This is a genomic window from Streptomyces sp. NPDC059906 (assembly GCF_042730645.1).
Taxonomy (GTDB): domain Bacteria; phylum Actinomycetota; class Actinomycetes; order Streptomycetales; family Streptomycetaceae; genus Streptomyces; species Streptomyces rubrogriseus.
Genome location: NZ_JBHWKU010000042.1, coordinates 1 through 24684 on the forward strand (window position 1 = coordinate 1; position 24684 = coordinate 24684).

The following is a 24684-nucleotide window of genomic DNA, read 5'->3' on the forward strand; positions in this document are numbered from 1 at the left end:
ACACCCGAGGGTGTCGAGCCGGCCCTTGCCGGTGCGGGGTCCCCGGTCTCGGGGACGGATGGATCAGTCCGTGCCGGACTCCATCGCGGCGCGGTCCAGCAGCTCGTCGTCGGCGGAGACCTCGCCGCGGGACGCGATGGCCTGCGCGCCGCCCTCCGGCATGGCGCCGATCAGCCCGGTCGCGGCGGCCTGGGCGGCGCCGATGGCGGGGTTGGCGGTGCCGATGAGGCCGAGCCCCGCGTACTGCTCCAGCTTGGCGCGGGAGTCGGCGATGTCCAGGTTGCGCATGGTCAGCTGGCCGATCCGGTCCACCGGGCCGAACGCGGAGTCCTCGGTGCGCTCCATGGAGAGCTTGTCCGGGTGGTAGCTGAACGCCGGGCCGGTGGTGTCGAGGATCGAGTAGTCCTCGCCGCGCCGCAGCCTGAGGGTGACCTCGCCGGTGACCGCGGAGCCGACCCAGCGCTGCAGCGACTCGCGGATCATCAGGGACTGCGGGTCCAGCCAGCGGCCCTCGTACATCAGCCGGCCCAGGCGCCGCCCCTCGGTGTGGTACTGGGCGAGGGTGTCCTCGTTGTGGATGGCGTTGACCAGGCGCTCGTAGGCGGCGTGCAGCAGGGCCATGCCGGGCGCCTCGTAGATGCCGCGGCTCTTGGCCTCGATGATCCGGTTCTCGATCTGGTCGGACATGCCCATGCCGTGCCGGCCGCCGACGGCGTTGGCCTCCATGACCAGGTCGACCGCGGAGGCGAACTCCTTGCCGTTGATCGTCACCGGGCGGCCCTGGTCGAAGCCGATGGTCACGTCCTCGGGCACGATCTCGACCGACGGGTCCCAGAACCGCACGCCCATGATGGGCTCCACGGTCTCCACGCCGGTGTCGAGGTGCTCCAGCGTCTTGGCCTCGTGGGTGGCACCCCAGATGTTGGCGTCGGTGGAGTACGCCTTCTCCGTGGAGTCCCGGTAGGGCAGGTCGTGGGCGACCAGCCATTCCGACATCTCCTTGCGGCCGCCGAGTTCGGTCACGAAGTCCGCGTCCAGCCAGGGCTTGTAGATCCTCAGCTGCGGGTTGGCGAGCAGGCCGTACCGGTAGAACCGCTCGATGTCGTTGCCCTTGAACGTGGAGCCGTCGCCCCAGATCTGGACGTCGTCCTCGAGCATGGCCCGGACGAGGAGGGTGCCCGTGACGGCACGGCCCAGCGGCGTGGTGTTGAAGTACGCCCGCCCGCCCGAGCGGATGTGGAACGCCCCGCAGGTCAGCGCGGCGAGCCCCTCCTCGACCAGCGCCTCGCGGCAGTCGACCAGGCGCGCGACCTCGGCGCCGTAGGTCTTCGCGCGGTCGGGCACCGAGGCGATGTCGGGCTCGTCGTACTGACCGATGTCGGCGGTGTACGTGCACGGGACGGCGCCCTTGTCACGCATCCACGCGACCGCGACCGAGGTGTCGAGGCCGCCCGAGAAGGCGATACCGACGCGCTCGCCGGTGGGGAGGGAGGTGAGGACCTTGGACATAGGAAGAGTATGCATCATTACGCATGACCATGCAAAGCCCCGTCCGGCCTCGCCCGCGTCACTCCGTCGGCAGCGCCACGTACTGGTACTCCAGGAACTCCTCGATCCCGACCCGGCCGCCCTCCCGGCCGAGCCCCGACTGCTTGACGCCGCCGAAGGGCGCGGCGGGATTGGAGACCAGGCCGGTGTTGAGCCCGACCATGCCGACCTCCAGGCGCTCGCTGACCCGCAGGGCGCGGTCCAGGCCCTCGGTGAAGACGTAGCCGACGAGCCCCCAGGGGGTGTCGTTGGCGCGGCGGACCACCTCGTCCTCGTCGTCGAAGGTGAGGATCGCCGCGACGGGACCGAAGATCTCCGTCGTCGTCAGGCGGCTGTCCGGTGCGACGTCGGTGAGCACCGTGGGCGGGTAGAAGCAGCCGGGGCCCTCCGGTGCGGTGCCACCGACCAGCACCCGGGCACCGCGCTCCACCGCGTCGGCGACCAGCTCCTCGACCTTGGCCCGCCCGGCGGCGTCGATGAGCGGTCCGACGTCGACACCGTCGTGCGTACCGGGGCCCACGACGAGTGCCCCCATCCGCCGGGCGAGGCGGCCGGCGAACTCCTGAGCCACCGAGCGGTGCACGAAGAAGCGGTTGGCGGCGGTGCAGGCCTCGCCCATGTTGCGCATCTTGGCGACCATCGCGCCGTCCACGGCGGCGTCGAGGTCCGCGTCGTCGAAGACGACGAACGGCGCGTTGCCGCCCAGTTCCATCGAGGTCCGCACGACGGTGTCCGCGCACTGCGCGAGGAGCAGCCGGCCGACGGCCGTCGATCCGGTGAAGGACAGCTTGCGGATCCGCCCGCCGCGCAGGAGCGGCTCGCACACCTGTCCCGCCCTGGAGGTGGTGACGACGTTGAGCACCCCGTCCGGCAGGCCCGCCTCCTTGAGGATCGCGGCCAGGGCCAGGCTGGAGAGCGGGGTCTGCGGGGCCGGTTTGAGCACCATCGTGCAGCCGGCCGCGACCGCGGGGCCGATCTTGCGGGTGCCCATGGCGAGCGGGAAGTTCCACGGCGTGATCAGCAGGCACGGTCCGACCGGGCGCCGGGAGAGCAGCATGCGGTTGCGGCCGTCGGGCAGGACGCCGTGGCCGCCGTCGATCCGGACGGCCTCCTCGGAGAACCAGCGGAAGAACTCCGCGGCGTAGGCGACCTCACCCCGCGCCTCGGCCAGCGGCTTGCCCATCTCGGAGGTCATCAGGTGGGCCAGTGCGTCCGTGCGCTCCAGGACGATCTCGTACGCACGGCGCAGGATCTCGCTGCGCGCCCTCGGCGCCGTCCGGGCCCACTCCTCCTGGGCCTGGACCGCCGCCTCCTCGGCGAGCCGGGCGTCCTTGGGTCCCGCGTCGGCGACATGGGCCAGGATCTCGCCGGTCGCGGGGTCGTCGACGGGCATGACGGCACCGTCCGCGGCGTCCGTCCAGACACCGCCGAGGAACAGCTGCGTGGGCGTGTCGGTCATGGGGTCCCTCCTGATCGCCGGTGCGTCGTGCGCACCGGGCGGGTCGTGCGTACCGGGCGGGTCGTGCGTACGGGGCAGGTCGTACGTACGGAGCCCGTCGTGCGTACGGAGCCCGTCGTGCGGTGGTGCGCGGCGGCCGTCGTCATCACGCCGCCCCCGACGTCCCGGCCTCGACGGCGGCGGCCCAGGCCCGGAGCCCCTCGTCCACGCCCGCCTCGTCGATCACCAGGGCCGGGATCATCCGGACCACCTGGTTCCAGGCCCCGCAGAGCAGCAGGAGCAGGCCCTCGTCCACGGCGGCCCGCTGCACCCGGGCGGCGGTCCCGGGGTCCGGCTCGCCGTCCTCGGTGACGAACTCGCTGGCCAGCATCAGTCCCATCCCCCGTACGTCGCCGATGGCCGGGGTCCGGGACGCCACCACCTCCAGGCCGTGGCGCAGCCGGGCGCCCATCGTCTCGGCGTTCTCGACGAGCTTCTCGTCGCGTACGACGTCCAGCGTGGCGCAGGCCGCCGCGCACGCGACCGCGTTGGCGCCGTACGTTCCGCCCTGCGAGCCCGCCCAGGCCTTGCGCATCAGCTCCTCGGGGGCGGCGATGGCGGAGAGCGGGAAGCCGCTGGCGAGGCCCTTGGCGGTGACGAGGATGTCGGGGGTGACGCCGAAGTGCTCGTGGCCCCAGAACCGGCCGGTGCGGCCCACGCCGGTCTGCACCTCGTCGAGGATCAGCAGGAAGCCGTGCCGGTCGGCCCGCTCCCGCAGGCCTTGGACGAAGGCGCGGTTCGCGGGGACGTAGCCGCCCTCGCCGAGGACCGGTTCGACGATCACGGCGGCGGTGTCGGCGGGTGAGGAGATCGTCTGGAGGGTGTAGTCGAGTTCCTTCAGGGCGAAGCGGGTGGCGGTCTCCTCGTCCCAGCCGTAGCGGAAGGCCGTCGGGAAGGGGGTGACGACCACGCCGCTCATCAGCGGCGAGAACCCGGACCGGAAGCGGGTGCCGGAGGTGGTCATGGAGGCGGCGGCGACCGTGCGGCCGTGGAAGCCGCCGTGGCAGACCAGCACGTTCGGCCGTCCGGTGGCCTGGCGGGCCAGGCGCAGCGCGGCCTCGACCGCCTCGCTGCCGGAGTTGGTGAAGAACAGGCTGTCCAGGCCCTGGGGCAGCACCTCGCCGAGCCTGTCGACCAGGCGGCGCAGCGGTGGGTGCATGACGGTCGTGTACTGGCCGTGGACCAGGGTGGCGACCTGCTCCTGGGCGGCTGCCACGACCCTGGGGTGGCAGTGGCCGGTGCTGGTGACGCCGATGCCGGCGGTGAAGTCCAGATAGCGGCGGCCGTCCTCGCCGTCGAGGTGGACGCCCTCGCCCCGGACCGCCACCACGGGGGTGGCCTGGCGAAGGTGCGGCGACAGTGCGGTCATGTTCGTCTCCCGGCCTGTTCGTCGGTGTCCTGCGGTCCCCCGAGCCTTCCCGCCCCGGCGGGCGCGGCAACGCGTGATCTGTCCGGCCGGGGCAGCGTGTCCGGACGATGTGTCAGGCGTTCGGCGTAGCCTGGGTGCCCAGGGAGGCACCGTGAGCGAGAACCGGCAACCCGGCCCGGCGGGCCGGCCGCCCACCGTGGCCGACGTGCTGGCCCTGCCGGTGCTGGCCGGTGGCGATCCGCGGGTGGTGGCGGGCGAGGAGCACCTGGACCGCCCGGTCCGCTGGGTCCACATCACCGAACTGACGGACCCCGCCTCCTTCCTCAAGGGCGGCGAACTCGTCCTCACCACCGGCATGCCCCTGCCGGACGACCGGGCCGGCATCCGCCGCTACGTCGACGAACTCGCCGCCGTCGGTGCCGCCGCCCTGGTGATCGAGCTGGTGCGCCGCTATCACCGGCCGCCGGACGCCCTGGTCGGGGCCTGCCGCGCGCGCGGACTGCCCCTCGTCACGCTCGCCAGGGACGTCAACTTCCTGGAGGTCACCCAGGTCGTCCACACCCTGATCCTCGGCCACCAGGCGGACGCGATGCGCCGGACCCAGCGCGTCCACGAGGCCTTCACCGCCCTCACGCTGCGCGGCGCGGGCCCCGAGGAGGTGCTGCGCGCCGCGGCGGAGATGAGCGGCCGCACGGTCGTACTGGAGAACCTGGTGCATTTGGCGCTGGTCTGCGAGCCCCCCGGGGCCCCGGTCCGGGCCGCGCTCGCGGACTGGGAACGGCGCTCACGCACCACGCCGGCCACCGACCGCGCCGGGCTGTCCGGTCCCGAGGGCTGGCTCACGGCCCCGGTGGAGTACCAGGGCGAGCGCTGGGGCCGGGTGGTCATGCTCCCCGCCGCGCTCCCCGGCCGGGTCTTCGGACCGGAGGAGGCCACGGTGCTGGAGCGGACCGCGATGGCGCTCACCATCGCCCGTCTCACCCACGCCACGCCCTGGGAGCGCACCGCCCACCGCAACGCCCTGCGCGACCTGGTCGAGCGGCGGCACCGCGCCCCCGCGGACGCACGGGCCCGCGTCGCGGCCCTGGGGCTGCCGACGGAGCACGCCCGGTTCGTCGCCGTCCTCGCCGACCTGCCGTCCGGACCGGACACCGGGGCGGTCGAGACCCGGCTCTCCGAGGAGCTGACCGCGACGGGGGCGCGGGCCCTCGTCGGGCTCCTCTCCCCCGCCCGCCTGGGCGTACTGCTGGCGCTGCGACCGTCCCGGCCCTGGCGCGAGACGGTCGAGCGGGTGAGCCGCACCGCCCTGGACGCGGTCCCGGGCGCGACGGTGAGCGCGGGCGGGCCGGCCGAGGACCTCGCCGACGTGGCGCGCTCGTTCCGCGAGGCGGCCCGGGTGGCCGAGGCCACCGAACCGGGGAGCCCCCTCCCGGCCGGCCGTTCCTTCCACGAGCGGTCCGACATCGGGCTGCGCCGCCTGCTGTACGCACTGCGCGACGACCTCCGCGTCCAGGAGTACGCGGAACGGCGGCTGGGCCCGCTGCTCGACCACGACGCCCGGCACGGCACCGACCTCGTGGCGACCCTGCGCGGCTATCTGGAAGCCGCGGGCAACAAGACGGTGGCCGCCCGTTCGGCCGGTCTGTCCCGGGAGACGGTCTACCAACGGCTGCGTACCATCGAGCGGCTGCTCGGCAGTGACCTCGAGTCCGGCGAGCAGCGCACCGAACTGCACGTGGCCCTGCACGCGGTCGACGCGCTGCGGGCACCCCCGACCACTCGCCCCGGAGGCGGGACCGATGAGTTTCTCCCCGGCCCCGGGTCGTAGGGGTACACAGACCGGAAACGAAACGAAACGAAACGTTGAGGAACTCCGCATGCGCACTCTGATCAGCACCGCCTTCGTCTCGCTCGACGGTGTCGTGGAGGCCCCGGGCGGCGAGCCCGGCTACCGGAACTCCGGGTGGACCTTCAAGCTCGTGGACTTCCTCCCCGAGGCGTACGAGATCAAGGGCCGGGAGCAGGGCGAAGCCGCGGCGCTGCTCCTCGGCCGGGTCAGCTACGAGGCGTTCAGCCCGGTGTGGCCGGACATGGCGGAGTTTCCCGAGTACCGGACGATGCCGAAGTACGTCGTCTCCACCACGCTCGCCGAGGACGACCTGGTCGCGAACTGGGGCGAGACGACGATCCTGCGTTCGCTCGACGAGGTCGCCGCGCTGAAGGAGACCGAGGGCGGTCCGATCATCGTCCACGGCAGCGCCGCCCTGAACCGGAGCCTGTCGGACGCCGGGCTGATCGACCGCTACCACCTGCTGGTCTTCCCGCTCCTGCTCGGCGCGGGCAAGCGGCTGTTCAGCGACACGGACAAGGACGCGCAGAAGCTGCGGCTCGTCGAGCACGAGGCCTACGCCAACGGCATCCAGAAGAACGTCTTCGACGTGGTCCGCTGAACCGCCCGGCGAGCGGTGGTCGCGGGGACCACCGCTCGCCGTCCACGGGCCGCTCAGGCGTCCTCGGCGGCGCCTTCCACGGTCTGCTGCGCGAAGACGGCGTGCAGTCGCCGGGTGTGGTCGACCCGCCGTTCCGGCCCGGTGAGCGCGACCGTCGCCGTCAGCCGCGGCTCGGTGCTGGACGCGGCGAACCGCAGCTCCAGGTCGCCCGGTTCGACGATCCGGCGGCCGTCGCGGCCGGTGAAGGAGGCGAGGTCGGCGGGGACCTCGACGCGCACCCTGCGGGCCTCGCCGGGGGCCAGCGGCACCCGCGTGTAGCCGATGAGGCGCTGCACCGGCTGGACGACGGAGGCGACCGGGTCGTGCAGGTAGAGCTGCACCACCTCGGTGCCGTGCCGTTCGCCGGTGTTGCGGACGGTGAGGTCCAGCGCGAACGCGCCGTCGGTCGGTGCCTCCTTGTCGTGCACCACGAGGTCGCTCCAGGCGAAGGTGGTGTAGGTGAGCCCGTGCCCGAAGCCGAAGGCGGGTGTCGGATCGATGCTGGACACCTCGCTGGCCTGGGCCAGCCGTGCCCCGAGGTAGGTGGTCGGCTGGGCGCCCGCGCTGCCGGGCACGCTGACGGGCAGTCTCCCGGAGGGGCTGGTGCGCCCGCCGAGCACGCCGGCGATCGCGGCGGTGCCCTCCTCCCCGGGGAAGAACGACTGCACGATCGCGGCGGACTCGGCCGCGGCACGGCCCAGCGCGTAGGGCCGTCCGGCGAGCAGGACGGTGACGACCGGCCTGCCGGAGTCGAGCAGCGCGTCGAGGAGCTGCTGCTGGGCGCCGGGCAGCGTCAGGGACTCGGCGTCGCAGCCCTCGCCGCTGGTGCCCCGGCCGAACAGGCCCGCGCGGTCGCCCAGTACGGCGACGACGACGTCCGCGTCCCGGGCCGTGTCCACCGCCTCGCCGATGCCGGACACCTCGCCGTCGTCGACGCCGGTGCCGCGGGCGACGGTGATGTCGGCGTCGGGGAACTCGGCGGTCAGGGTGTCGCGCAGGGTGGGCAGGCCGATGCCGACCGGGACCTGAGGGTGCTGTACCCCGACGTGGCGCGGGAAGGAGTAGCAGCCCAGTACGGCGGTGGCCTCGGCGGCGTTGGGGCCGATCAGGGCGATGCGGCGGGGCCGGGCGAGCGGCAGGGTGCCGTCGTTGGTGAGCAGGACGACCGCCTTCTCGGCGATCTCGCGGGCCAGTTGCCGGTTCTCGGGCCGGTCCAGGTCGATCCGGCCGCGCAACGCCTCCGGGTCCGAGAGGTCCACCCCGTCGAGCGCGGGCGGGACCGGGCTCCAGTCCGGGTCGAGCAGTCCGAGCAGCGCCTTCTGGCCGAGGACGCGGCGCAGCGCCCGGTCGACCAGCGACTCGGGGACCCGGCCCTCGGTGACCGCCTCGACGAGCGGTGCGCCGAACGTCTTGACGGTGGGCAGTTCCACGTCGACGCCCGCGCCGAGCGCGGCGCCCGCGGCGTCGGCCCAGTCGGCGGCGATGCCGTGCAGGGTCTTGAGGAAGGCGATGCCGAAGTAGTCGGCGACGACCGTTCCCTCGAAGCCCCAGGTGTCGCGGAGCAGCCCGGTCAGCAGCGTCTCGTCGGCCGCGGCGGGTACGCCGTCGATGTCGGTGTAGGCGTGCATGACGGAGCGGGTGCCGCCCTCGCGGACCGCCATCTCGAACGGCGGCAGCAGGACGTCGGCCCGCTCTCGGGCGCCCACGGACGAGGGGGCGAGGTTGCGGCCGGCGCGGGAGGCGGAGTAGCCGACGAAGTGCTTGAGGGTGGCGACTATCCCGGCGGACTCCAGGCCCTGTACGTAGGCGGTGCCGATGGTGCCGACGAGGTAGGGGTCCTCGCCGATGGTCTCCTCGACCCGGCCCCAGCGGGCGTCGCGGACCACGTCGAGGACGGGCGCGAGGCCCTGGTGGATGCCGACGGAGCGCATGTCGCGGCCGATGGCGGCGGCCATCCGGCGCACCGTGTCCGGGTCGAAGGTGGCGCCCCAGGACAGCGGGACGGGGTAGGCCGTGGCGCCCCAGGCGGCGAAGCCGGCCAGGCACTCCTCGTGCGCGAGGGCGGGGATGCCGAAGCGGTTCGCCGCGGTGATGCGGCGCTGGGTGCGCATGAGGGAGAGCGCGCCGAGCGCGGGGTCGACGGGGACCGTGCCGAAGGGGCGGGTCAGCTGGCCCAGCCCGGCGGGCACGAGTGCGTCGAGGTCGACGGCCTCCTCCATGTCGTGCTGGTGGGGGGCGACTTCGCCGCCCTTGTCGGAGGCACCCACCCACACTCCGTACAGCTGGGCGATCTTCTCCTCGAGGGTCATCGCGGCGACGAGCGCGTCGACTCTGGTGGCGACGGGGTGGGCGGGGTCGTTCCAGAGGGGGATTTCGGGGGTGGTCTCTACGGCCACGTCGGCAGTCACTTTCCTCCGACACCCATCAGCCCCTGGACCAGGGCGCGACGGGCGAACAGGTAGACGAGCAGGATGGGCACCATGGACAGCACCACGGCTCCCAGCAGACCGGGGATGTCGATGCCGTGCGCGGTCTGGAAGTTGTACAGACCCAGGGTGACCACCTTGGTGGACTCGGACTGGGTCAGCACCAGTGGGAACAGGAAGCCGTTCCACGCCTGGAGCGCGGAGAACACCACGATCGTGGAGAGTCCCCCGCGGGACAGCGGCACGACGAGCTGGAAGAACATGCGCCGCGGGCTCGCGCCGTCCATCGCCATGGCCTCGTACAGCTCCGGCGAGATGTCGCGCATGGAGCCGCTGAGGATGAGCGCGGACATCGGCAGGCAGAACGCGGCCGTGGGCAGGATGACACCCAGCAGGTTGTCGTACAGCCCGGCCTCGCTGATCAGGTAGAACATCGGCACGATCACGGCCTGGGCCGGGATGGCGAGGCCGAGCAGGAACAGCCGGAAGATCGCCGACGTGGCCCTGCCGCGGCTGCGGACGATGGCGTAGGCGAGCGGCGGCACCAGCAGCAGCACGATGCCGATCACGCAGGCGGTGACGACGAGTGTGTTGAAGAAGTACTGGCCGAAGCCGGAGTCGAAGGCGCCGGTGAAGTTGTCCAGCGTGAAGCTGTCCGGGAGCGAGACCGGGCCGTTCTCGGCGTAGTCCTGGCGGGTGCGCAGAGTCGCGGCGAGCAGCACGAACAGCGGCAGTCCGACCACGAAGAGCCAGACGAGTGAGCCGGCGCCGGCCACGTAGTTGGGTCGGCGCCTCATGACACACCCTCCATGGAGCTGCGCATCTTGTCGTAGCCGGAGACCCGGACGACGATCAGCGAGATAATCGTGGCCGCCACGACCAGGGCCAGGGCGATCGCGGAGCCGATGCCGTAGTCGAAGCTCTTGAAGGCCTTGTCGTACATGTAGTAGGCGCTGATGGTGGTGTCGGTGCCGGGGCCGCCCTGGGTCAGGATGAGGACCGTCTCGAACGTGGTCAGGCCGCCGACGATCATCAGGATCATCGAGGTGATCATGGAGGTGCGCAGCTGCGGCAGGGTGATGTGGAAGAACTGCCGGTAGCGGCCCGCCCCGTCGATCTCCGCGGCCTGGTACAGCACCTGCGGGACGGCACGCGCGGCGCCCTGGTAGATCAGCGTGTGGAACGGCGTGAACTGCCAGGTGCTGACGAACGCCAGCACCCCGATGGCGGTGGTCTGTTCACCGAACAGGTTGCCGTCGCCGAAGAGCCACGTCGCCTCCGCCGGGATCCCGAAGTTCGGGTCGAGCAGTGCCCGCCACAGCACGGACACGGCCGTCGCGGACAGCAGCAGGGGGATGAAGTAGATGACCGACAGGACGGCCCGGTTGCGCTGGTGACCGGCGGCCCAGACGCCGAGCAGGATGCTCAGCGGCGTCTGGAGGACCACGCCGAGCACGGTGAGCAGCAGGGTCAGCCAGATGCTCTTGAGCATCACCGGGTCGTCGATGAGGCGCGACCAGTTGTCGGTGCCGACGAACTCGGGCGAGCTGATCCCGTCCCAGCTCATGAAGGACAGCACCGCCACCATGATCAGCGGGACGATCGCGAAGAGGGCGAAGAACAGTGCGGCGGGCACCGCCCAGGCGAAGCTGGGGCGGCCCACCGTCGTCGCGGACGGCGCGGGCGGCCGCCGCCGGGACTCCTTGCGGGGTCCGGCGGCGGGCCGAGCGCTCGTGAGGTGTGTGGTCATGAGCCGTTCGTCACTCGGTCGGGAGGGCCTGCATGGCCTTGATGAAGCCGTCCGTGTCGAGCTGTCCGTTGAAGAACTGCTGGATGGCCTTGTGCATGTCCGAGCTGGCCTTCTGCGGGTACGCCTGGTCCCAGGACAGCTGGAAGTTCGGGGCGTCGGCGACGAGGTCGTACTGGAAGCGCGAGTACTCGGGGGTGCCCGAGCTGTCGATGAACTTGTCGGTGTTGGTGGTGGTCGGCAGGTTGCCGATGTCGAGCTGCGCCTTGACGAACTCGTCGGAGTACATGAGCTTCAGGAACTCGGCGACCGCCTCGGGATGCTTGGTCTTCTTCATCACCGAGTAGTAGTTGTTGGTGTTGCCGGCGACGTTCCCCGGGTCGCCCTTGCCGCCCTCGACGCTCGGGAAGGCGGTGTAACCGAGGTCCTTCTCGGCGAACTCCTTGTGGTCCGTGAGCTGCTGGGAGTAGTACCAGGAGCCCATCAGCTCGAAGCCGGCCTTGCCGGAGGCCACGAGCTGGACCGAGCCGCCGTTGGTGTACTTGACGGAGTCGTAGTTCTTGCCGAAGGCGCCGGTGTCGACGAGCTCCTTGATCATGTCCAGGGCCTTCTTGCTGTCCGCGCTCTCCCAGGCGCTCTTGTCGCCGCCGACAGCCTTGGCGAACAGCTCCGGACCGGCTATGCGGTCGTAGAGGTACTGGAACCACATCTGGGTCGGCCAGACGTCGCCGCCGCCGAGCGCGATCGGGGTGACACCCGCGTCCTTGAGCCTGTCCACCGCGGCGAGCAGCTCGTCCCAGGTCTTCGGCGGCTGGACGCCCGCGTCCTCGAGGACTTTCTTGTTGTGGAAGAGCAGGACCGGCTGGGTGCCGCGCATCGGTATGCCGTACGGCTTGCCGTCGACGACGGCGCTGCTGAAGACGGACGGGAGGAACTTGTCCTTGAGGCCCGGGTCCTTCTTGATGAAGTCGTCGAGCGGCAGCAGCAGGTCCGCCTTGACGAACGGCTTGATGCTGCCCCCGCCCCAGTTGAAGAAGACGTCCGGGGCCTGGGGGGTGTTGATGATCGTCTGGAGCTTCGTCTGGTAGTCGGCACCGGGGATGGTGTCGAGCACCGCCTTGACGTCGGACGTCTTGTTGAAGGTGTCGACGATTCTCTGTTCGACCTTGTTGCTGGCGTCCCCGTAGACCAGGACATGGATCTTGCCGTCGTTCGACGACGCCCCGCCGTCCCCGTCACCGCAGGCCGACAGGCTCAGCGCCAGGGCGAGCGTCGCACTGGTGGCGACCAGTCTGGGCAAGCGCGCACGTGTCTTCATCGTTCGCCTTTCGAAAGTTTCGGCACCATCACCGAAAGTCCATGCTGGTCGGACAGTAAAGTGAGACCGGATTTCTGGTCAATGGCCGTGCGGCTGCCGACTCAAAACGTTACCGATCGCATGGCCTATCCTTCCTGCATGCACGATGAAGTTGAGGTGGGCGCCCGGGTGACCCTGGCCGAGGTGGCGAAAGAGGCGGGGGTCTCTCCCCCGACAGTTTCGAAGGTCCTCAACGGTCGTTCGGATGTCTCCAGCACCACCAGGGCCAGGGTGGAGCGGCTTCTCGAGGTGCACGGCTACCGTCGGCGCAACGCGAGCCCGCCGCGCTCGCCGCTGGTCGAACTCGTCTTCCACGAGCTGGACAGCGTCTGGGCGATGGAACTCGTCCGGGGCGTGGAGGACGTCGCCAAGGCCAACCGGACCGAGGTCGTCCTCACCCGCAGCGGCACCCGGCACGCACCCGCGCCGGACTGGATCGACGGCGTGCTCAGGCGCAGGCCGCTGGGCGTCGTGCTGGTCTTCTCCTCGCTCCCCGCCGAGGTCAAGCAGCGGCTGCGGTCCTGGAACATCCCCTTCGTCATCGTCGACCCGGCCGGCGACCCCGACCCCGACGTCCCGTCGGTCGGCTCGGCCAACTGGGCCGGAGGTCTGGCGGCCACCCGCCACCTCACCGACCACGGACACGAACGCGTCGCCATCATCACCGGGTTCGAGGACATGCTGTGCTCACTGGCCCGGCTCGACGGCTACCGCTCGGCGATGACGATGGCGGGCCTGCCGCTCGACCCGGCCCTGGTCCGGTACGGCGACTACAGCGTGGAGAGCGGCTTCGAGCACGGCATGGACCTGCTCGCGGGTCCCGACCGGCCGACGGCGGTCTTCGCGGGCAGTGACCTCCAGGCGCTCGGGGTGCTGGAGGCGGCCCGCGTCAGGGGCCTGAGGGTGCCTCAGGACCTCTCGGTCGTCGGCTACGACGACGTGCCGCTGGCCCAGTGGTCGAGCCCGCCGCTGACCACCGTCCACCAGCCCCTGCGGCACATGGCCGAGGAGGCCACCCGCATGCTCTTCCGTCCGGACGAGCCCGGCCGGGCCGGCCGGCGCATCGAGCTGGCCACCCATCTCGTCGTACGGCAGAGCACGGCGCCACCGGGCGGGTGCGCGACGGCGCCCGGCGGCGCGAACAACTGACGAGGCGCCGCGGCGGCTCCTACCGGCCCGGCTCCGCGGACTCATCGGGCAGGTCGGGCACGTCGGTCATGCGCTCGTCGTAGCCGGTGGCGGGGTCGACGACGCGGCCGGCCGCCCACCAGTTCTCCCTCGCCGTCTCGAAGGCCACCAGCATGACGTCCTCCTCGGGGACGTCCGCGTACAGCCGGAGGTTGGCGACGATCGTCCGGAACAGTTCCGCCTTCTGCTCCGCGCCGCGCCGGTTGAACGACAACTGGATGAACAGGGTGCGAGGGGTGCGCCGTAGGCCGAAGACGACCGGCTGCATGACGAAGTTGTCGTCCGTCACCTCGTGGAAGACGTGGAACTGGTCGTCCTGCGGAATCCCCAGCACGTCGACCATGGACTTGTGCAGGGCCTCGGAGACGAGGCGGCGGTACTGGGGCGTGGTTCCCTGCCGCAGGGAAACGGTGATCAGTGGCATGACCCAGACGCTAGGAGCCCGGGAGGCATTCCGACAGCGAATGTTCGGCATGCTGGATATGCTTTCGACTCATGGGCATGGGAGATGTGACGCTGGCCGGGCTTCGGGTGCTGCGTGAGGTGGCCGAGCGCGGCACCTTCACCGCGGCCGCGCACAGCCTCGGCTACACGCAGTCGGCGGTCTCCCGGCAGATGGCCGCGCTGGAACAGGCCACGGGAGCCCGCCTGTTCGACCGCTTCCCCGGCGGTGTGCGGCCGACCGGCGCGGGCCGCGCCCTGCTGCGCCACGCCGTCGCCGCGCTGGACGCCCTGGAGGCGGCCGACCGGGAACTGCGCGGAGTGCGGGACGCCACCGGCCGGGTCCGGCTCGGGTACTTTCCCGCCGCCGGCGCGGTGCTCGTGGCCGACGCCCTGTCGGCCCTGCGCCGGGAAGTCCCCGGCCCGCGGGTGACGACGCGCGAGGGGAGCACTCCCGCACTGGTGCGCGCGCTGCGCAGCGGCACTCTCGACCTGGCGCTCCTGACCTCCCGGCCGCCGCACCGCTCGCCCGACACGGACGACCCTCCCCTGCACGTCGAACCCCTGCTGGAAACGCGCCTGGCCCTGGCCGTCGCGGCCGACAGCCGCTTCGCCGAACGCGGCACCGCGGACGTCGAGGACATCGCCGCGCAGCCCTGGATCGCCGGTCCCGGCGGCACGGACGAGCCGCTGCTCGGCGTCTGGCCGGGGCTGCCCGGACGGCCCCGCATCGCGCACACCGCCCGCGACCGGCTGACCAAGCTGCACCTGGTCGCGGCCGGGGCGGGCGTCACCACGGCCTCACCGGCGCTGCTGCCCGTGGTCCCGGACGGCGTACGCTTCGTCGACGTCACGGGCGCCGCGGAGGAAGTACGACGCATCGACCTGGTGTCGCTGCCGGGCCGGCTCACGGCGCCCGCCGGGTCACTGGTCAACGCCCTGCGAAGGCGCGCCGCCGACCTGGCCGGCTGACGCGCGGGGTCGGTGTCTGAGAAGATCTCCGAAGTCGGGCGACCAGGGGGGCCGATGGAAGCGCTGCAGCCAGGGGATCCGGACCGCATAGGCACCTACCGGCTCGTGGGCCGGCTCGGCGCCGGTGGCATGGGGCAGGTGTTCCTCGGACGGTCGGCGGGCGGAAGACCCGTGGCCGTCAAGGTGATTCGCCCGGAGTACGGGGCCGACGCCGGGTTCCGCCGGAGCTTCGCCCGGGAGGTGGAGGCGGCCCGGCGGGTCGGCGGGTTCTTCACCGCGCAGGTCGTCGACGCCGACCCGGACGCGGAACGCCCCTGGCTGGTCAGCGCCTTCGTCCCGGGGCCCTCGCTGCACACGGTGGTGAGCGGGCACGGCGCCCTGCCGGCCCGGGCGCTGCGGGTGCTGGCGGCCGGTCTGGCCGAGGGGCTCGACGCGGTGCACCGGTGCGGGCTCGTGCACCGCGACCTGAAGCCGGGCAACGTGGTCCTGGCCGCCGACGGGCCCCGCGTCATCGACTTCGGCATCGCGCGGGCGCTGGAGGCCACGTCGCACACGGTCAGCGGGGTCGTCCCGGGCACCCCGGCCTACATGTCGCCCGAACAGGCACGGGGGGACCGCGGGGTCGGTCCCGCGAGCGACGTGTTCGCCCTCGGGTCGGTGCTGGCGTTCGCCGCCACTGGTCACGCCCCGTTCGGTGACGGGCATCCCGCGGCGATGATGTACCGGATCGTTCAGGAAGAACCGGACCTCACCCTCGTCGATCACGAACTGCGCGGTCTGGTCGCCGCCTGTCTGGCCAAGGACCCCGACGCCCGCCCCACTCCGGCCGGCCTTCTCGGCTCCCTCTCGGACGACGCGGTCACCGACGACTGGCTGCCGGCCGCGATCACCCGCGTGATCAGCGAGTTCGGGGCCGCACACGGCGTCGGCACCGCGTCGGCGGACGACGGCGCGACCCCGGTCGCCGACCACGTGGACGCCGACCCGACGCCGGTCCGCGAGACGCTCGCCGGCGACACGAAGGCCTACGGGATCGGAACCGGACCCGGGGCCGCGTCCCCCGCTCCGCCCCAACGCCGCGGACTGGCGCGGCTGATCCCCACCCGCCGCAAGGACGCCCGCGGCACACCGGAACACACGGTCCCGGGCGACCCCGGCGCCCGTTCCCTCGCGCAGAGCTGGAACGGCCTGCCCTGGGGAGCGAGCCTCGCCGATTTCCGGGCGAGGTTCCCGGACGCGGCCCAGCAGAACGGCGACTGGTGGGTCACGAGACAGGGTCCCGAGACGTTCTGCGGGGTCACCATGGACACGCAGTACGCCTTCAACAGCCGCGGCAAGCTGTGCCTGATCGCCTTCTATCCCGAGCCCGGGGACCGGGAACGCCTTCCCGTGGCGGTCCTCGAGGCGCTGGGCGCGCCGGACGGCACGTCGACCAGGTGGACCCGGGGCAAGGTCGTCGTGGAGGTGAAGGTGGCGGGCGTCGTGGCCACCATGACGCACAGCGGGTTCGACGGCCGCTGAGTTCGGGACGCCCGACACTCCGGGGTCAGGCGCCGTCGTGGCGCCAGACCATGCTCTGTCCGGCCTCCGCGGCGGTCTGCGGCTCGTCCGGTTCGATACGGAGCAACCGGTACCCGATCCGGGGCGGTATCGCGGCGCTTCGGGCATTGGCCCGGTCGCAGTGGATCTCCATGGCCTCGATGCCGGGCAGCCCCAGGCCCTCCTCGGTCAGCGCGGCCGCGGCCCGGGTGGCGAGTCCGCGGCCGGTGGCCGGGGAACAGACCCAGTAGCCGATCTCCAGGACGCCCGCCTCGCCGTTCGGGAACAGGGCGCCCCCGCCGAGCACCTGGTCGAGGCGGTCCGGCGGGGTCAGCACGTAGACGAAGGACCGCCCGGCGTCCCAGTCCGCGTCCTGCTCGGCACGGAACCGCTCGGTCTCCTCGCGGGTGGGCGGATGCTGAGCCCAGCGAAGCCACTCACCCAGATGCCCGACATCGGCGGCGACCGCGTCGATGAACGCGTCGTCGGAGACCAGGGAGCGCCGTCGCAGTACTGCACCGTCCGGCAGTTCGATGTTCTCTCGCGGAAACCCGGAACGTATTCCCTGTGTCATGTCTGCATCCTGGCCCACCCGGCCGGCTGCTTGAAGAGGGCCTCGGTGAACTCCTCGGCGGCCACGTGGAAGGTGGCTCTGCTCGTCAGGGCCGTGGCCAGGGCCCTGCTCCCAGCGACGGGGTCCTGCCGGCGCAGGCGCCGGGCCAGGGCCACGCCCTCGTCGACGATTGTCGGCCTCGCCCAAGCGTCGGGGAAGGCCGGCGGCCCTGCCCTCAGGAGGGCTGTCCGGGCGCCCGGCCGGCCCGTCGGGTGAAGCGGCGTAGACCGCGCCGGGCGGGCTTGAGGGGCTTGTCCTCGGGGGCGGCGGGGGTGGTGTGCGGGCCGCTGCCCGCGGGCAGGGCGGCAGCGGCGGGCCCGGACTGCGGTGGTACGGAACGGCCGCCTTGTTCCAGCCGGGTCCGCACGGCCTGGGCCATGGCGTGGTGGGACGCTTCCTGGAGCAGGCCGGCCGCGGACAGCCGCTCCCACATGTGCAGCAGTTCCTGCCCCCGGGTGGCCACCTGGCTCTCGTCCCACAGCCGTTGCCAGGCCGCGGTGGCCCGGGCCACGTCGGGGGCGGCCCGGTTCAGGTCGGTGCGGCAGCGGATGCGGGCGACGGTCAGCGCGAGGACGGTGGAGAGCATGTGGTCGCCGCGCAGGTAGGCGAGGTAGGCCTCGATCGCCCGTGCCTCCAGGGAGAGTTCGTCCTCGGCGCCGCGGCGCAGGGTCAGGTGTTCGCGCAGTGCGCTGGCGAGGACGAACGCGGCGTGCAGTTCCTCGCGCTGGGCGTGCTGGATGATGCGCTCGACGCGGGCGAGCGGCGGGAACGCCTCCTCCTCGGCGGCGGTGCGCTCCCGCCCGGGCGGCAGGTCGTCCTCGTCGGCGATGGTCCGGCTGGAGCCGTCGGGGTGGACCCGCAGGCGCGCCACCTGTTGCACGGTGCGGTCGATGACGGTGGCCGCGACCGGGGCCCCCAGGGTGCGGGCGAACATGGCGACGGCGTCGAGGATCGCCTCGTTGGGCGGTCGCATGCCGCCCATCTCCAGCAGGTGGCCGTTGACCACCGTCGACCCGTCCTCGGCCACGTAGGCGTCGAGGCGGATCAGCGGCGGGGCGGCGATCGCGGGCAGGTTCCCCTCGTCACGGGGGGTCAGCGAGTGGGTCATCCGGTCAGGCTCCGGGTCGTACGACGCCGAGGACGGGCATGGAGGCGGCCGGCGCGGTGGTGATGTCGCGGCCGGGCCGCGGTGCGTGGACGATCTGTCCGCCTCCGATGTACATGCCCACGTGGGTGGCGTCGTTGTAGTAGATGATCAGGTCTCCGGGCCGGGCCGAGGACAGGCTGACGCGGGTCAGGCCGCCCCACTGTGCCTGCGAGGTGCGGGGAATGGGGTGACCGGCCGCCGCCCAGGCCGCGGAGGTGAGTCCGGAGCAGTCGTACGAGGACGGGCCCACCGCGCCCCACACGTAGGGTTTGCCGATCTGCGCCATCGCGAAGCCGACGGCCTTGCCGGCCGCTCCGCTCACCTTCGTCCCGCCGCCCGGCGCTCGCCCCTTGCCCTTGCTCTTCCCCGAAGAGCCGCCGGAGGAGCCGCCGGACTCCGTCCACCTGGCCTCGGCCTCCCGGGTGCGCTGTTTCTCCAACGCGGCCAGTCTGCGGGTCTGTTCCTCCTCGAGTCCGGCCTCGATCCGCTCGGCGGACGCGATCTTCTTCTCGATCTTCTGCTTCGCCGCGGCCTTGTCCGCACGGCTGCTCTTCAGCTTCCGCAGTTCCGTCGAGGCGGCCTCGGTCTGCTCGCTGAGTGCCTCGCGGGCGGTCTTCTGGGTCTCGGAGACGTTGACCAGGCCGCGCATGGCCTGGCGGGCCTGGGACGCCTCGTCGAGGGCCTGTTCCGGGTGGTCCCCGAGCAGCAGCTGGATGCCGGTGGCGGCGAGATCGCCCCCGCGGTACTGGGTCCGGGCGGCCGCGCCGGCGAGGTCGCGCAGGTCCTTCACCCGCTTCTCGGCACGGGTGAGGTCCTTGCGGAGGGTCGTCAGCCGCTTCTCCTGCTTGCCCGCCTTCTCGTTCGCGGCGTTGTAGGCCTCGGTGGCCACCTCCGCCTCGCGGTAGAGGCCGTCCAGTTCGTCGCGGATGTCCTCGATCGACTTGTCGGTGGGCGGGGCGGGGTCACCGGGGGCCGCGTAACCGGGGCCGGGCAGCAGGATGATCGCGCAGACGAGGGCTGCTGTGGCCCCCCGGCTCCGTATCCGTCTGCCGCCGGTCGACACGTTCATGAACTCCACTCTCAGAGGTCGCGTGCGGGCGGACCGGACGGACGGCTGCCGCCGCGGTCGCCACCGCGGGTCGCGCGGTGGGCCGTTCGGGCCTTGAACACACTACCTTCCCCCGAACGGCCCACCCCGGTCTCCCCACGTGTGTCTGCTTGCTCACACGCAACTGTTCACCGGGCGGTTCTCAGTTGCGCCAGGTGTCGTTGAGGGCGGTCTTCGTGGTGCTCACCGTCGCGGTGCGGTTGGCGCCGCTCTCCCAGGTCACGTTGCCCGCATCGTCCTTGCGGAGGTACTTGTACTCGAAGGTCGTGCCCTCGGGGAGTTCGACGTCCCGCTTCCACACCGGGTAGGCGGCCGGGTCGAGTTGAAGGGCGCCGGCCGGGTTCCAGTTGCCCAGTTCCGGCCGGTTGCCGGTCACGTAGATGTTCTGGCCCCAGCTGGTGGTGGCGTCGACCGCGAAGGACACGCCGGACGACACCGGATCGGGGTCGCCGGGATCGCCGCCGCCGTCACAGGTACGGGCGCCGACGTGCAGGGCCACGGCCGTATTGGCCCCCAGGGTGGCGGTGAACCGGCCTGCCCCGTCGACCGTGACACCGTTGCCCGTCTGGACGTCGCAGTAGTCCCCCGCGGGCAGCGACGTCTGGAACGTACGGGTCAGCGAGGTGCCCTCGTGGTTGATGGCGACGTACGCCTTGGAGCCGCGGCCGAAGGCGATCTGGTCGCCGCCGTTGTCCCACCAGTCGGTCACCCCCTGGCCGCGTGCGGTGTTGCGGAGGCCGACCATGGAGGAGATCTCGCGCCAGGCGTGCTGGCACTTCCATCCGTCGCTGTAGCAGGCGTTCACCTGACCGCCGTTCGGCGGGCCCGCGTCGCGGTCGGTGAACTCGTAGCCGGAGTGCACGTCGGGGCTGCCGTACGGCCAGGCAAGCATGAAGACGTGCGCCAGGGTGTAGGTGGCGCCGTCCTTGTAGGTGAGGGTCTCGCCGTTGCGCTCGGTGTCGTGGTTGGTGACGAAGACGGCGGCCTTGTCCGAGGGCAGGTGACCCCAGGCCTCGCCGAAGTTCTTCAGGTACGCGAGGTTCTCGCCGTTGAAGACGCGCTTGAGGTCGCGTGCGTAGCGGAACTCCTGCACGTCGCCGCTGCCGAGGTACTCGGTCGGGGACACGGCCTCGCCCGCGCCGTAGATCGCCTCGTGCTTCCAGTAGACGTTCGGGTTGCTGAGCCGGGACTTGATGTCGGCCAGGTCGGCGGCGGCCATGTGCTTGGCGGCGTCGATGCGGAAGCCGTCGACGCCGAGGGAGAGCAGGTCGTTGAGGTAACCGGCGATCTTGCCCCGTACGTAGTCCTCGCCGGTGTCCAGGTCCGCGAGGCCGACCAGTTCGCACTCCTGGACGTTGAAGCGGTCGCCGTAGTTGTTGATCTGCGAGGTGCAGTTGTCGAGGTCGTTCGACGAGTAGAGGCCGGGATAGTCGTACTTGGTGTACGACGAGCCGCCGGTACCCGTGCCGTTGCCGGCCGACATGTGGTTGACGACCGAGTCGGCGACGACCTTCACCCCGGCCGCGTGGCAGGTGTCGACCATGCTCTTGAACTGGGCGCGGTCACCGAGGCGGCCCGCGATCCGGTAGCTCACCGGCTGGTACGAGGTCCACCACTGCCCGCCCTGGATGTGCTCCTGGGGCGGTGAGACCTGGACGTAGCCGTAGCCGGCCGGGCCGAGGCTGTCGGTGCACGCCTGGGCGACGGAGGTGAACTTCCACTCGAACATCACCGCGGTGACGTCCTTGTCTCCGGGCGGGGATGCCTGGGCCGGTGCCGTGGTGACGAGGAGGCTGCCGGCCACGCCGGCGGTGAGGGCGAGCGCGGTGGCGGTGATTCTTCGCGCTGGGCTGGTGTTCCCGTGCATGGAGTCTCCCGTGTGAGGATGCGGGTGTCCCGGGTGCGGTGCCGACGAAGTCTGGGGAGTCGGCAGGCACTTGCAGTGTGTTGCAGCAAGAATTCTGCAAGCGGTTGCGGTCGTGACCGTAAGGGCGGCCTTCAACCACGGTCAACCCCTCCCGCACGCCGGAAAGTTGAAGCGCGACCTCTTTACGACGTTGCCGCGTACGGGTAACTTCCCGCTGCCGTAAGAGATTTCTGCAACTTTCCGTTCACTCTTTCAAGTCCCTCGCGTTCGATCGCCCGCCCGCTGCTTCGCCCGCTCCCCGGAGACAACGCATGAGACACACCAGACGCACCAGACGCACCAGACGCATCCGTATGCGGTGGCTCAGACGGCCGTTGGCCGCGGCCGTCGCCGTCGGCGCCGTCCTGTCGGTGGTGTCCGCCCCACCCGCCGCCTCCCCCGCCACAGACCCCGCCGCGGCGGCGGCCGAGGCCGGAAACACGGCGACCGTCTTCTACTACAAGAAGACGAAGAACTGGGACCGGTACCACCTGCACTACGCACCCGACGGCGGCTCCTGGACCGAGGTCCCCGGCGTGGCGATGGAGACCGCGTGCACGGACTGGGTGAAGAGGACGGTCCCCCTGGGCAGCGCCGAGGGGCTGCGGGCCACCTTCAACAACGGCTCGGGCACCTGGGACAACAACGGGGGCGCGGACTACGCCCTGGGCACCGGAGCCATCACGGTCAAGGACGGCGTGATCGCCCACTCCGACCCCTGCGCCGGGGGCCAGGATCCCGACCCGACGCCGGGGGACGGCAACCGGGCCACCGTCTACTACTCCACCCGCACCCTCGGCTGGACCACCGCCAACATCCACTACCGGCCCGCGGGCGGCTCCTGGACCGCCGTCCCCGGCGTCGGCATGCGGGCCGCCTGCGCGGGCTGGTGGAAGAAGGACGTCGACCTGGGCACGGCCACCTCGATGACGGCCGCCTTCAACAACGGCAACGGAGTGTGGGACAACAACAAGGGCGCCGACTACACCCTGCCGGCCGGCGTCACCACCGTCGCCGACAACACGGTCACCGCCGACGCCGACGACCCGTGCGCCGAGGAGGTGCCCGACACCGCGGCGCCGACCGTCCCCGCCGGGGTGAGCGCCCGGGCGGACGGCGTGTCCGTCGTGCTGACCTGGGAGCCGTCCACCGACGACACGGGGGTCGCCAAGTACCAGGTGACCCGCAGCGGCGGCACCGGGGGCGAGGTCGTGAGCGACGTCGGCTCCACCGTCTTCTCCGACACCGGCCTGGAGGAGAGGACCACCTACACCTACACCGTCAGGGCGACGGACGCCGCGGGCAACGTCTCCGCGGCCTCGGCCGCCGCGATCGCCACCACCGGCACGAAACCGCCGGCGCCCGCGGCGGGCAAGCCCCTGGCCACCGATCCCCGCAAGGATCCGATCTACTTCGTCCTGACCGCCCGCTTCAACGACGGCGACAGCTCCAACAACCGCGGCGGCAGCCAGCACGAGAGGTCCGGCAACGCGGCGAACGACGACCCCATGTTCCGGGGCGACTTCAAGGGCCTGGTCGACAAGCTCGACTACATCAAGGGCCTCGGCTTCTCCGCCGTGTGGATCACCCCCGTGGTCCTCAACCGCTCGGACTACGACTACCACGGCTACCACGGCTACGACTTCTACCGGGTCGACCCGCGTCTGGAGTCCGCCGGCGCCTCCTACCAGGACCTCATCGACGCCGCCCACGCCAAGGGCATGAAGATCTACCAGGACGTCGTCTACAACCACTCCTCCCGCTGGGGCGCCAAGGGCCTGTTCACCCCGACCGTCTACGGGGTGCGCGACTCCCAGTGGAGCTGGTACTACGACGAGAAGCAGCCCGGCTTCGAGTACGACGGCCTGACCGTCGAACCCAAGAGCGGCAAGTCGTACTACAACGGCGACCTGTGGTCCACCGCCGAGCCGAGCGGCAACACCTGCGTCAACTGGGGCACGCCCACCGGCGCGAAGAGCCCCGAGGGCTACACCCTCTACAACTGCCAGTGGCCCGGCCCGACGTCCGGCATGTTCCCCAAGGCGCTCTACCACAACTGCTGGATCGGCAACTGGGAGGGCGAGGACTCCCGTTCCTGCTGGCTGCACGAGGACCTCGCCGACTTCAACACCGAGAACCCACAGGTGCAGAACTACCTCATCGGCGCCTACGACAAGTACATCGACATGGGCGTCGACGGATTCCGCGTCGACACGGCCGTGCACATCCCGCGCACCACCTGGAACCGCCGCTTCCTGCCCGCGATCCAGGAGCGCGTGGCCCAGCAGCACGGCGCCGAGGCCGCGAGGAACTTCTTCGTCTTCGGCGAGGTCGCCGCCTTCGTCAACGACAAGTGGAACCGCGGCTCGGTCAACCACTCGGCGCAGTTCTACACATGGAAGGAGCGCAGGGAGTACAGCGCCGACGACGCCAAGGCGGCCCTGGAGATGTACGCGTACGAGCAGCAGCAGGGCACGGGCAACCAGCCCACGTCGACCAACGCCTTCCTGGAGGGCAACAGCTACCACGCCCCGGACCACAGCCGCTTCTCCGGCATGAACGTCATCGACATGCGCATGCACATGAACTTCGGTGACGCGAGCAACGCCTTCCACAACGGCAAGGACTCCGACGACAGCTACAACGACGCCACGTACAACGTCGTCTACGTCGACAGCCACGACTACGGCCCGAACAAGAGCAGCGAGCGCTACCCGGGCGGCACCGACGCCTGGGCCGAGAACATGTCGCTGATGTGGACCTTCCGCGGCATCCCCACCCTCTACTACGGCTCGGAGATCGAGTTCCAGAAGGGCAAGAAGATCGACTGCGGCCCCGCCTGCCCCCTCGCCACGACGGGCCGCGCCTACTACGGCGACCACCTCGCCGGCGACGTGGTGGCCTCCGACTTCTCCCGGGTCGACTCGGCCACCGGCGCCGTCGCCACGACACTGGCACAGCCCCTGGTCCAGCACGTACAGCGGCTCAACCAGATCCGCCGGGCCGTCCCCGCCCTCCAGATGGGCCAGTACTCCACGGACGGCATCACCGGCGACATGGCCTTCAAACGGCGCTACACCGACGGCGGCACGGACAGCTTCGCCCTCGTCACCGTCTCGGGCGGCGCCGCCTACGGCGGCATCCCCAACGGCACCTACCGGGACGCGGTCACCGGCGACACCCGCACCGTCACCGACGGCCGCCTCACCGTCGCCGCACCCGGCAAGGGCAATCTGCGGGTGTACGTCCTGGACGGTCCCGGGAAGATCGGAGCGGACGGTCCGTATCTGAAGTAGCCGGCCGGAACTCACACCGCCCTTCCCTCGTCCTGACTGG

General features: G+C 71.4%; 19 protein-coding genes. 6 read left to right on the forward strand and 13 right to left on the reverse strand.

Annotated elements, in window-relative coordinates; genetic code table 11:
* Window positions 1-63: 63 nt before the first annotated feature.
* The 3 genes from argG to ACFV9J_RS36570 form a co-directional block, all read right to left on the reverse strand.
* Window positions 64-1509, reverse strand: a complete 1446-nt coding sequence (gene argG, locus ACFV9J_RS36560) for an argininosuccinate synthase (protein ID WP_385361933.1) — start codon at window positions 1507-1509, stop codon at window positions 64-66.
* Between the two features lie 58 nt (window positions 1510-1567).
* A complete protein-coding gene (locus ACFV9J_RS36565) occupies window positions 1568-3007 on the reverse strand; it encodes an NAD-dependent succinate-semialdehyde dehydrogenase (protein ID WP_385361934.1) in 1440 nt (479 codons plus the stop codon).
* A 145-nt stretch (window positions 3008-3152) separates the two neighbouring features.
* Window positions 3153-4415: an aspartate aminotransferase family protein gene (locus ACFV9J_RS36570; RefSeq protein WP_385361936.1), complete on the reverse strand. Its 1263-nt coding sequence runs from the start codon at window positions 4413-4415 to the stop codon at window positions 3153-3155.
* A 151-nt stretch (window positions 4416-4566) separates the two neighbouring features.
* Between ACFV9J_RS36570 and ACFV9J_RS36575 the strand changes: the two genes are divergently transcribed.
* Complete coding sequence (locus ACFV9J_RS36575; protein ID WP_385361938.1) at window positions 4567-6243, forward strand: PucR family transcriptional regulator; 1677 nt, start codon at window positions 4567-4569, stop codon at window positions 6241-6243.
* Between the two features lie 49 nt (window positions 6244-6292).
* The gene (locus tag ACFV9J_RS36580) at window positions 6293-6865 is read left to right on the forward strand and encodes a dihydrofolate reductase family protein (protein WP_385361939.1); all 573 of its coding nucleotides are present in this window, start codon (window positions 6293-6295) and stop codon (window positions 6863-6865) included.
* A gap of 53 nt (window positions 6866-6918) precedes the next feature.
* On the opposite strand, the gene ACFV9J_RS36585 is transcribed toward ACFV9J_RS36580, so the two are convergent.
* Genes ACFV9J_RS36585 through ACFV9J_RS36600 form a run of 4 tightly spaced genes read right to left on the reverse strand, consistent with a single transcriptional unit; the run spans window position 6919 to window position 12395 of the window.
* Complete coding sequence (locus ACFV9J_RS36585) at window positions 6919-9312, reverse strand: beta-glucosidase (RefSeq protein WP_385361941.1); 2394 nt, start codon at window positions 9310-9312, stop codon at window positions 6919-6921.
* Window positions 9309-10127, reverse strand: a complete 819-nt coding sequence (locus ACFV9J_RS36590; RefSeq protein ID WP_385361943.1) for a carbohydrate ABC transporter permease — start codon at window positions 10125-10127, stop codon at window positions 9309-9311. Before ACFV9J_RS36590 ends, ACFV9J_RS36585 begins: the two co-directional genes overlap by 4 nt.
* The gene (locus ACFV9J_RS36595) at window positions 10124-11080 is read right to left on the reverse strand and encodes a carbohydrate ABC transporter permease (protein ID WP_385361945.1); all 957 of its coding nucleotides are present in this window, start codon (window positions 11078-11080) and stop codon (window positions 10124-10126) included. Before ACFV9J_RS36595 ends, ACFV9J_RS36590 begins: the two co-directional genes overlap by 4 nt.
* A gap of 10 nt (window positions 11081-11090) precedes the next feature.
* A complete protein-coding gene (locus ACFV9J_RS36600; RefSeq protein WP_385361947.1) occupies window positions 11091-12395 on the reverse strand; it encodes an ABC transporter substrate-binding protein in 1305 nt (434 codons plus the stop codon).
* A 138-nt stretch (window positions 12396-12533) separates the two neighbouring features.
* Here ACFV9J_RS36600 and ACFV9J_RS36605 point away from each other — a divergent pair, with 138 nt between their 5' ends.
* The gene (locus tag ACFV9J_RS36605; RefSeq protein ID WP_385361948.1) at window positions 12534-13583 is read left to right on the forward strand and encodes a LacI family DNA-binding transcriptional regulator; all 1050 of its coding nucleotides are present in this window, start codon (window positions 12534-12536) and stop codon (window positions 13581-13583) included.
* A 19-nt stretch (window positions 13584-13602) separates the two neighbouring features.
* Here ACFV9J_RS36605 and ACFV9J_RS36610 read toward each other — a convergent pair whose 3' ends face one another.
* The gene (locus ACFV9J_RS36610) at window positions 13603-14046 is read right to left on the reverse strand and encodes a tautomerase family protein (RefSeq protein ID WP_385361950.1); all 444 of its coding nucleotides are present in this window, start codon (window positions 14044-14046) and stop codon (window positions 13603-13605) included.
* Window positions 14047-14117: 71 nt separating this feature from the next.
* Here ACFV9J_RS36610 and ACFV9J_RS36615 point away from each other — a divergent pair, with 71 nt between their 5' ends.
* Both ACFV9J_RS36615 and ACFV9J_RS36620 read left to right on the forward strand, forming a co-directional pair.
* Window positions 14118-15035, forward strand: a complete 918-nt coding sequence (locus ACFV9J_RS36615) for a LysR family transcriptional regulator (RefSeq protein ID WP_385361952.1) — start codon at window positions 14118-14120, stop codon at window positions 15033-15035.
* Window positions 15036-15089: 54 nt separating this feature from the next.
* Window positions 15090-16556 carry a serine/threonine-protein kinase gene (locus tag ACFV9J_RS36620; protein ID WP_385361954.1) on the forward strand — a complete coding sequence of 489 codons (1467 nt, stop codon included), beginning with the start codon at window positions 15090-15092 and terminating at the stop codon, window positions 16554-16556.
* Window positions 16557-16581: 25 nt separating this feature from the next.
* On the opposite strand, the gene ACFV9J_RS36625 is transcribed toward ACFV9J_RS36620, so the two are convergent.
* The 5 genes from ACFV9J_RS36625 to ACFV9J_RS36645 all read right to left on the reverse strand — a co-directional run bounded on the left by ACFV9J_RS36625 (window position 16582) and on the right by ACFV9J_RS36645 (window position 21309).
* Window positions 16582-17148, reverse strand: coding sequence for a GNAT family N-acetyltransferase (locus ACFV9J_RS36625; RefSeq protein ID WP_385361956.1), 567 nt, complete (start codon window positions 17146-17148; stop codon window positions 16582-16584).
* Window positions 17145-17303 (reverse strand): hypothetical protein, encoded by a 159-nt coding sequence (locus ACFV9J_RS36630; RefSeq protein WP_385361958.1) that lies wholly within the window; start codon window positions 17301-17303, stop codon window positions 17145-17147. The genes ACFV9J_RS36625 and ACFV9J_RS36630 overlap by 4 nt, the downstream gene beginning before the upstream one ends.
* A gap of 59 nt (window positions 17304-17362) precedes the next feature.
* On the reverse strand, window positions 17363-18295 hold the full coding sequence (locus ACFV9J_RS36635) for a hypothetical protein (protein ID WP_385361960.1): 933 nt from the start codon (window positions 18293-18295) through the stop codon (window positions 17363-17365).
* 4 nt (window positions 18296-18299) lie between these two features.
* The gene (locus tag ACFV9J_RS36640; protein ID WP_385361962.1) at window positions 18300-19403 is read right to left on the reverse strand and encodes an NlpC/P60 family protein; all 1104 of its coding nucleotides are present in this window, start codon (window positions 19401-19403) and stop codon (window positions 18300-18302) included.
* Between the two features lie 181 nt (window positions 19404-19584).
* The gene (locus ACFV9J_RS36645) at window positions 19585-21309 is read right to left on the reverse strand and encodes a carbohydrate-binding module family 20 domain-containing protein (protein ID WP_385361964.1); all 1725 of its coding nucleotides are present in this window, start codon (window positions 21307-21309) and stop codon (window positions 19585-19587) included.
* Between the two features lie 353 nt (window positions 21310-21662).
* Here ACFV9J_RS36645 and ACFV9J_RS36650 point away from each other — a divergent pair, with 353 nt between their 5' ends.
* A complete protein-coding gene (locus tag ACFV9J_RS36650; RefSeq protein ID WP_385362008.1) occupies window positions 21663-24644 on the forward strand; it encodes a carbohydrate binding domain-containing protein in 2982 nt (993 codons plus the stop codon).
* Window positions 24645-24684: the final 40 nt, after the last annotated feature.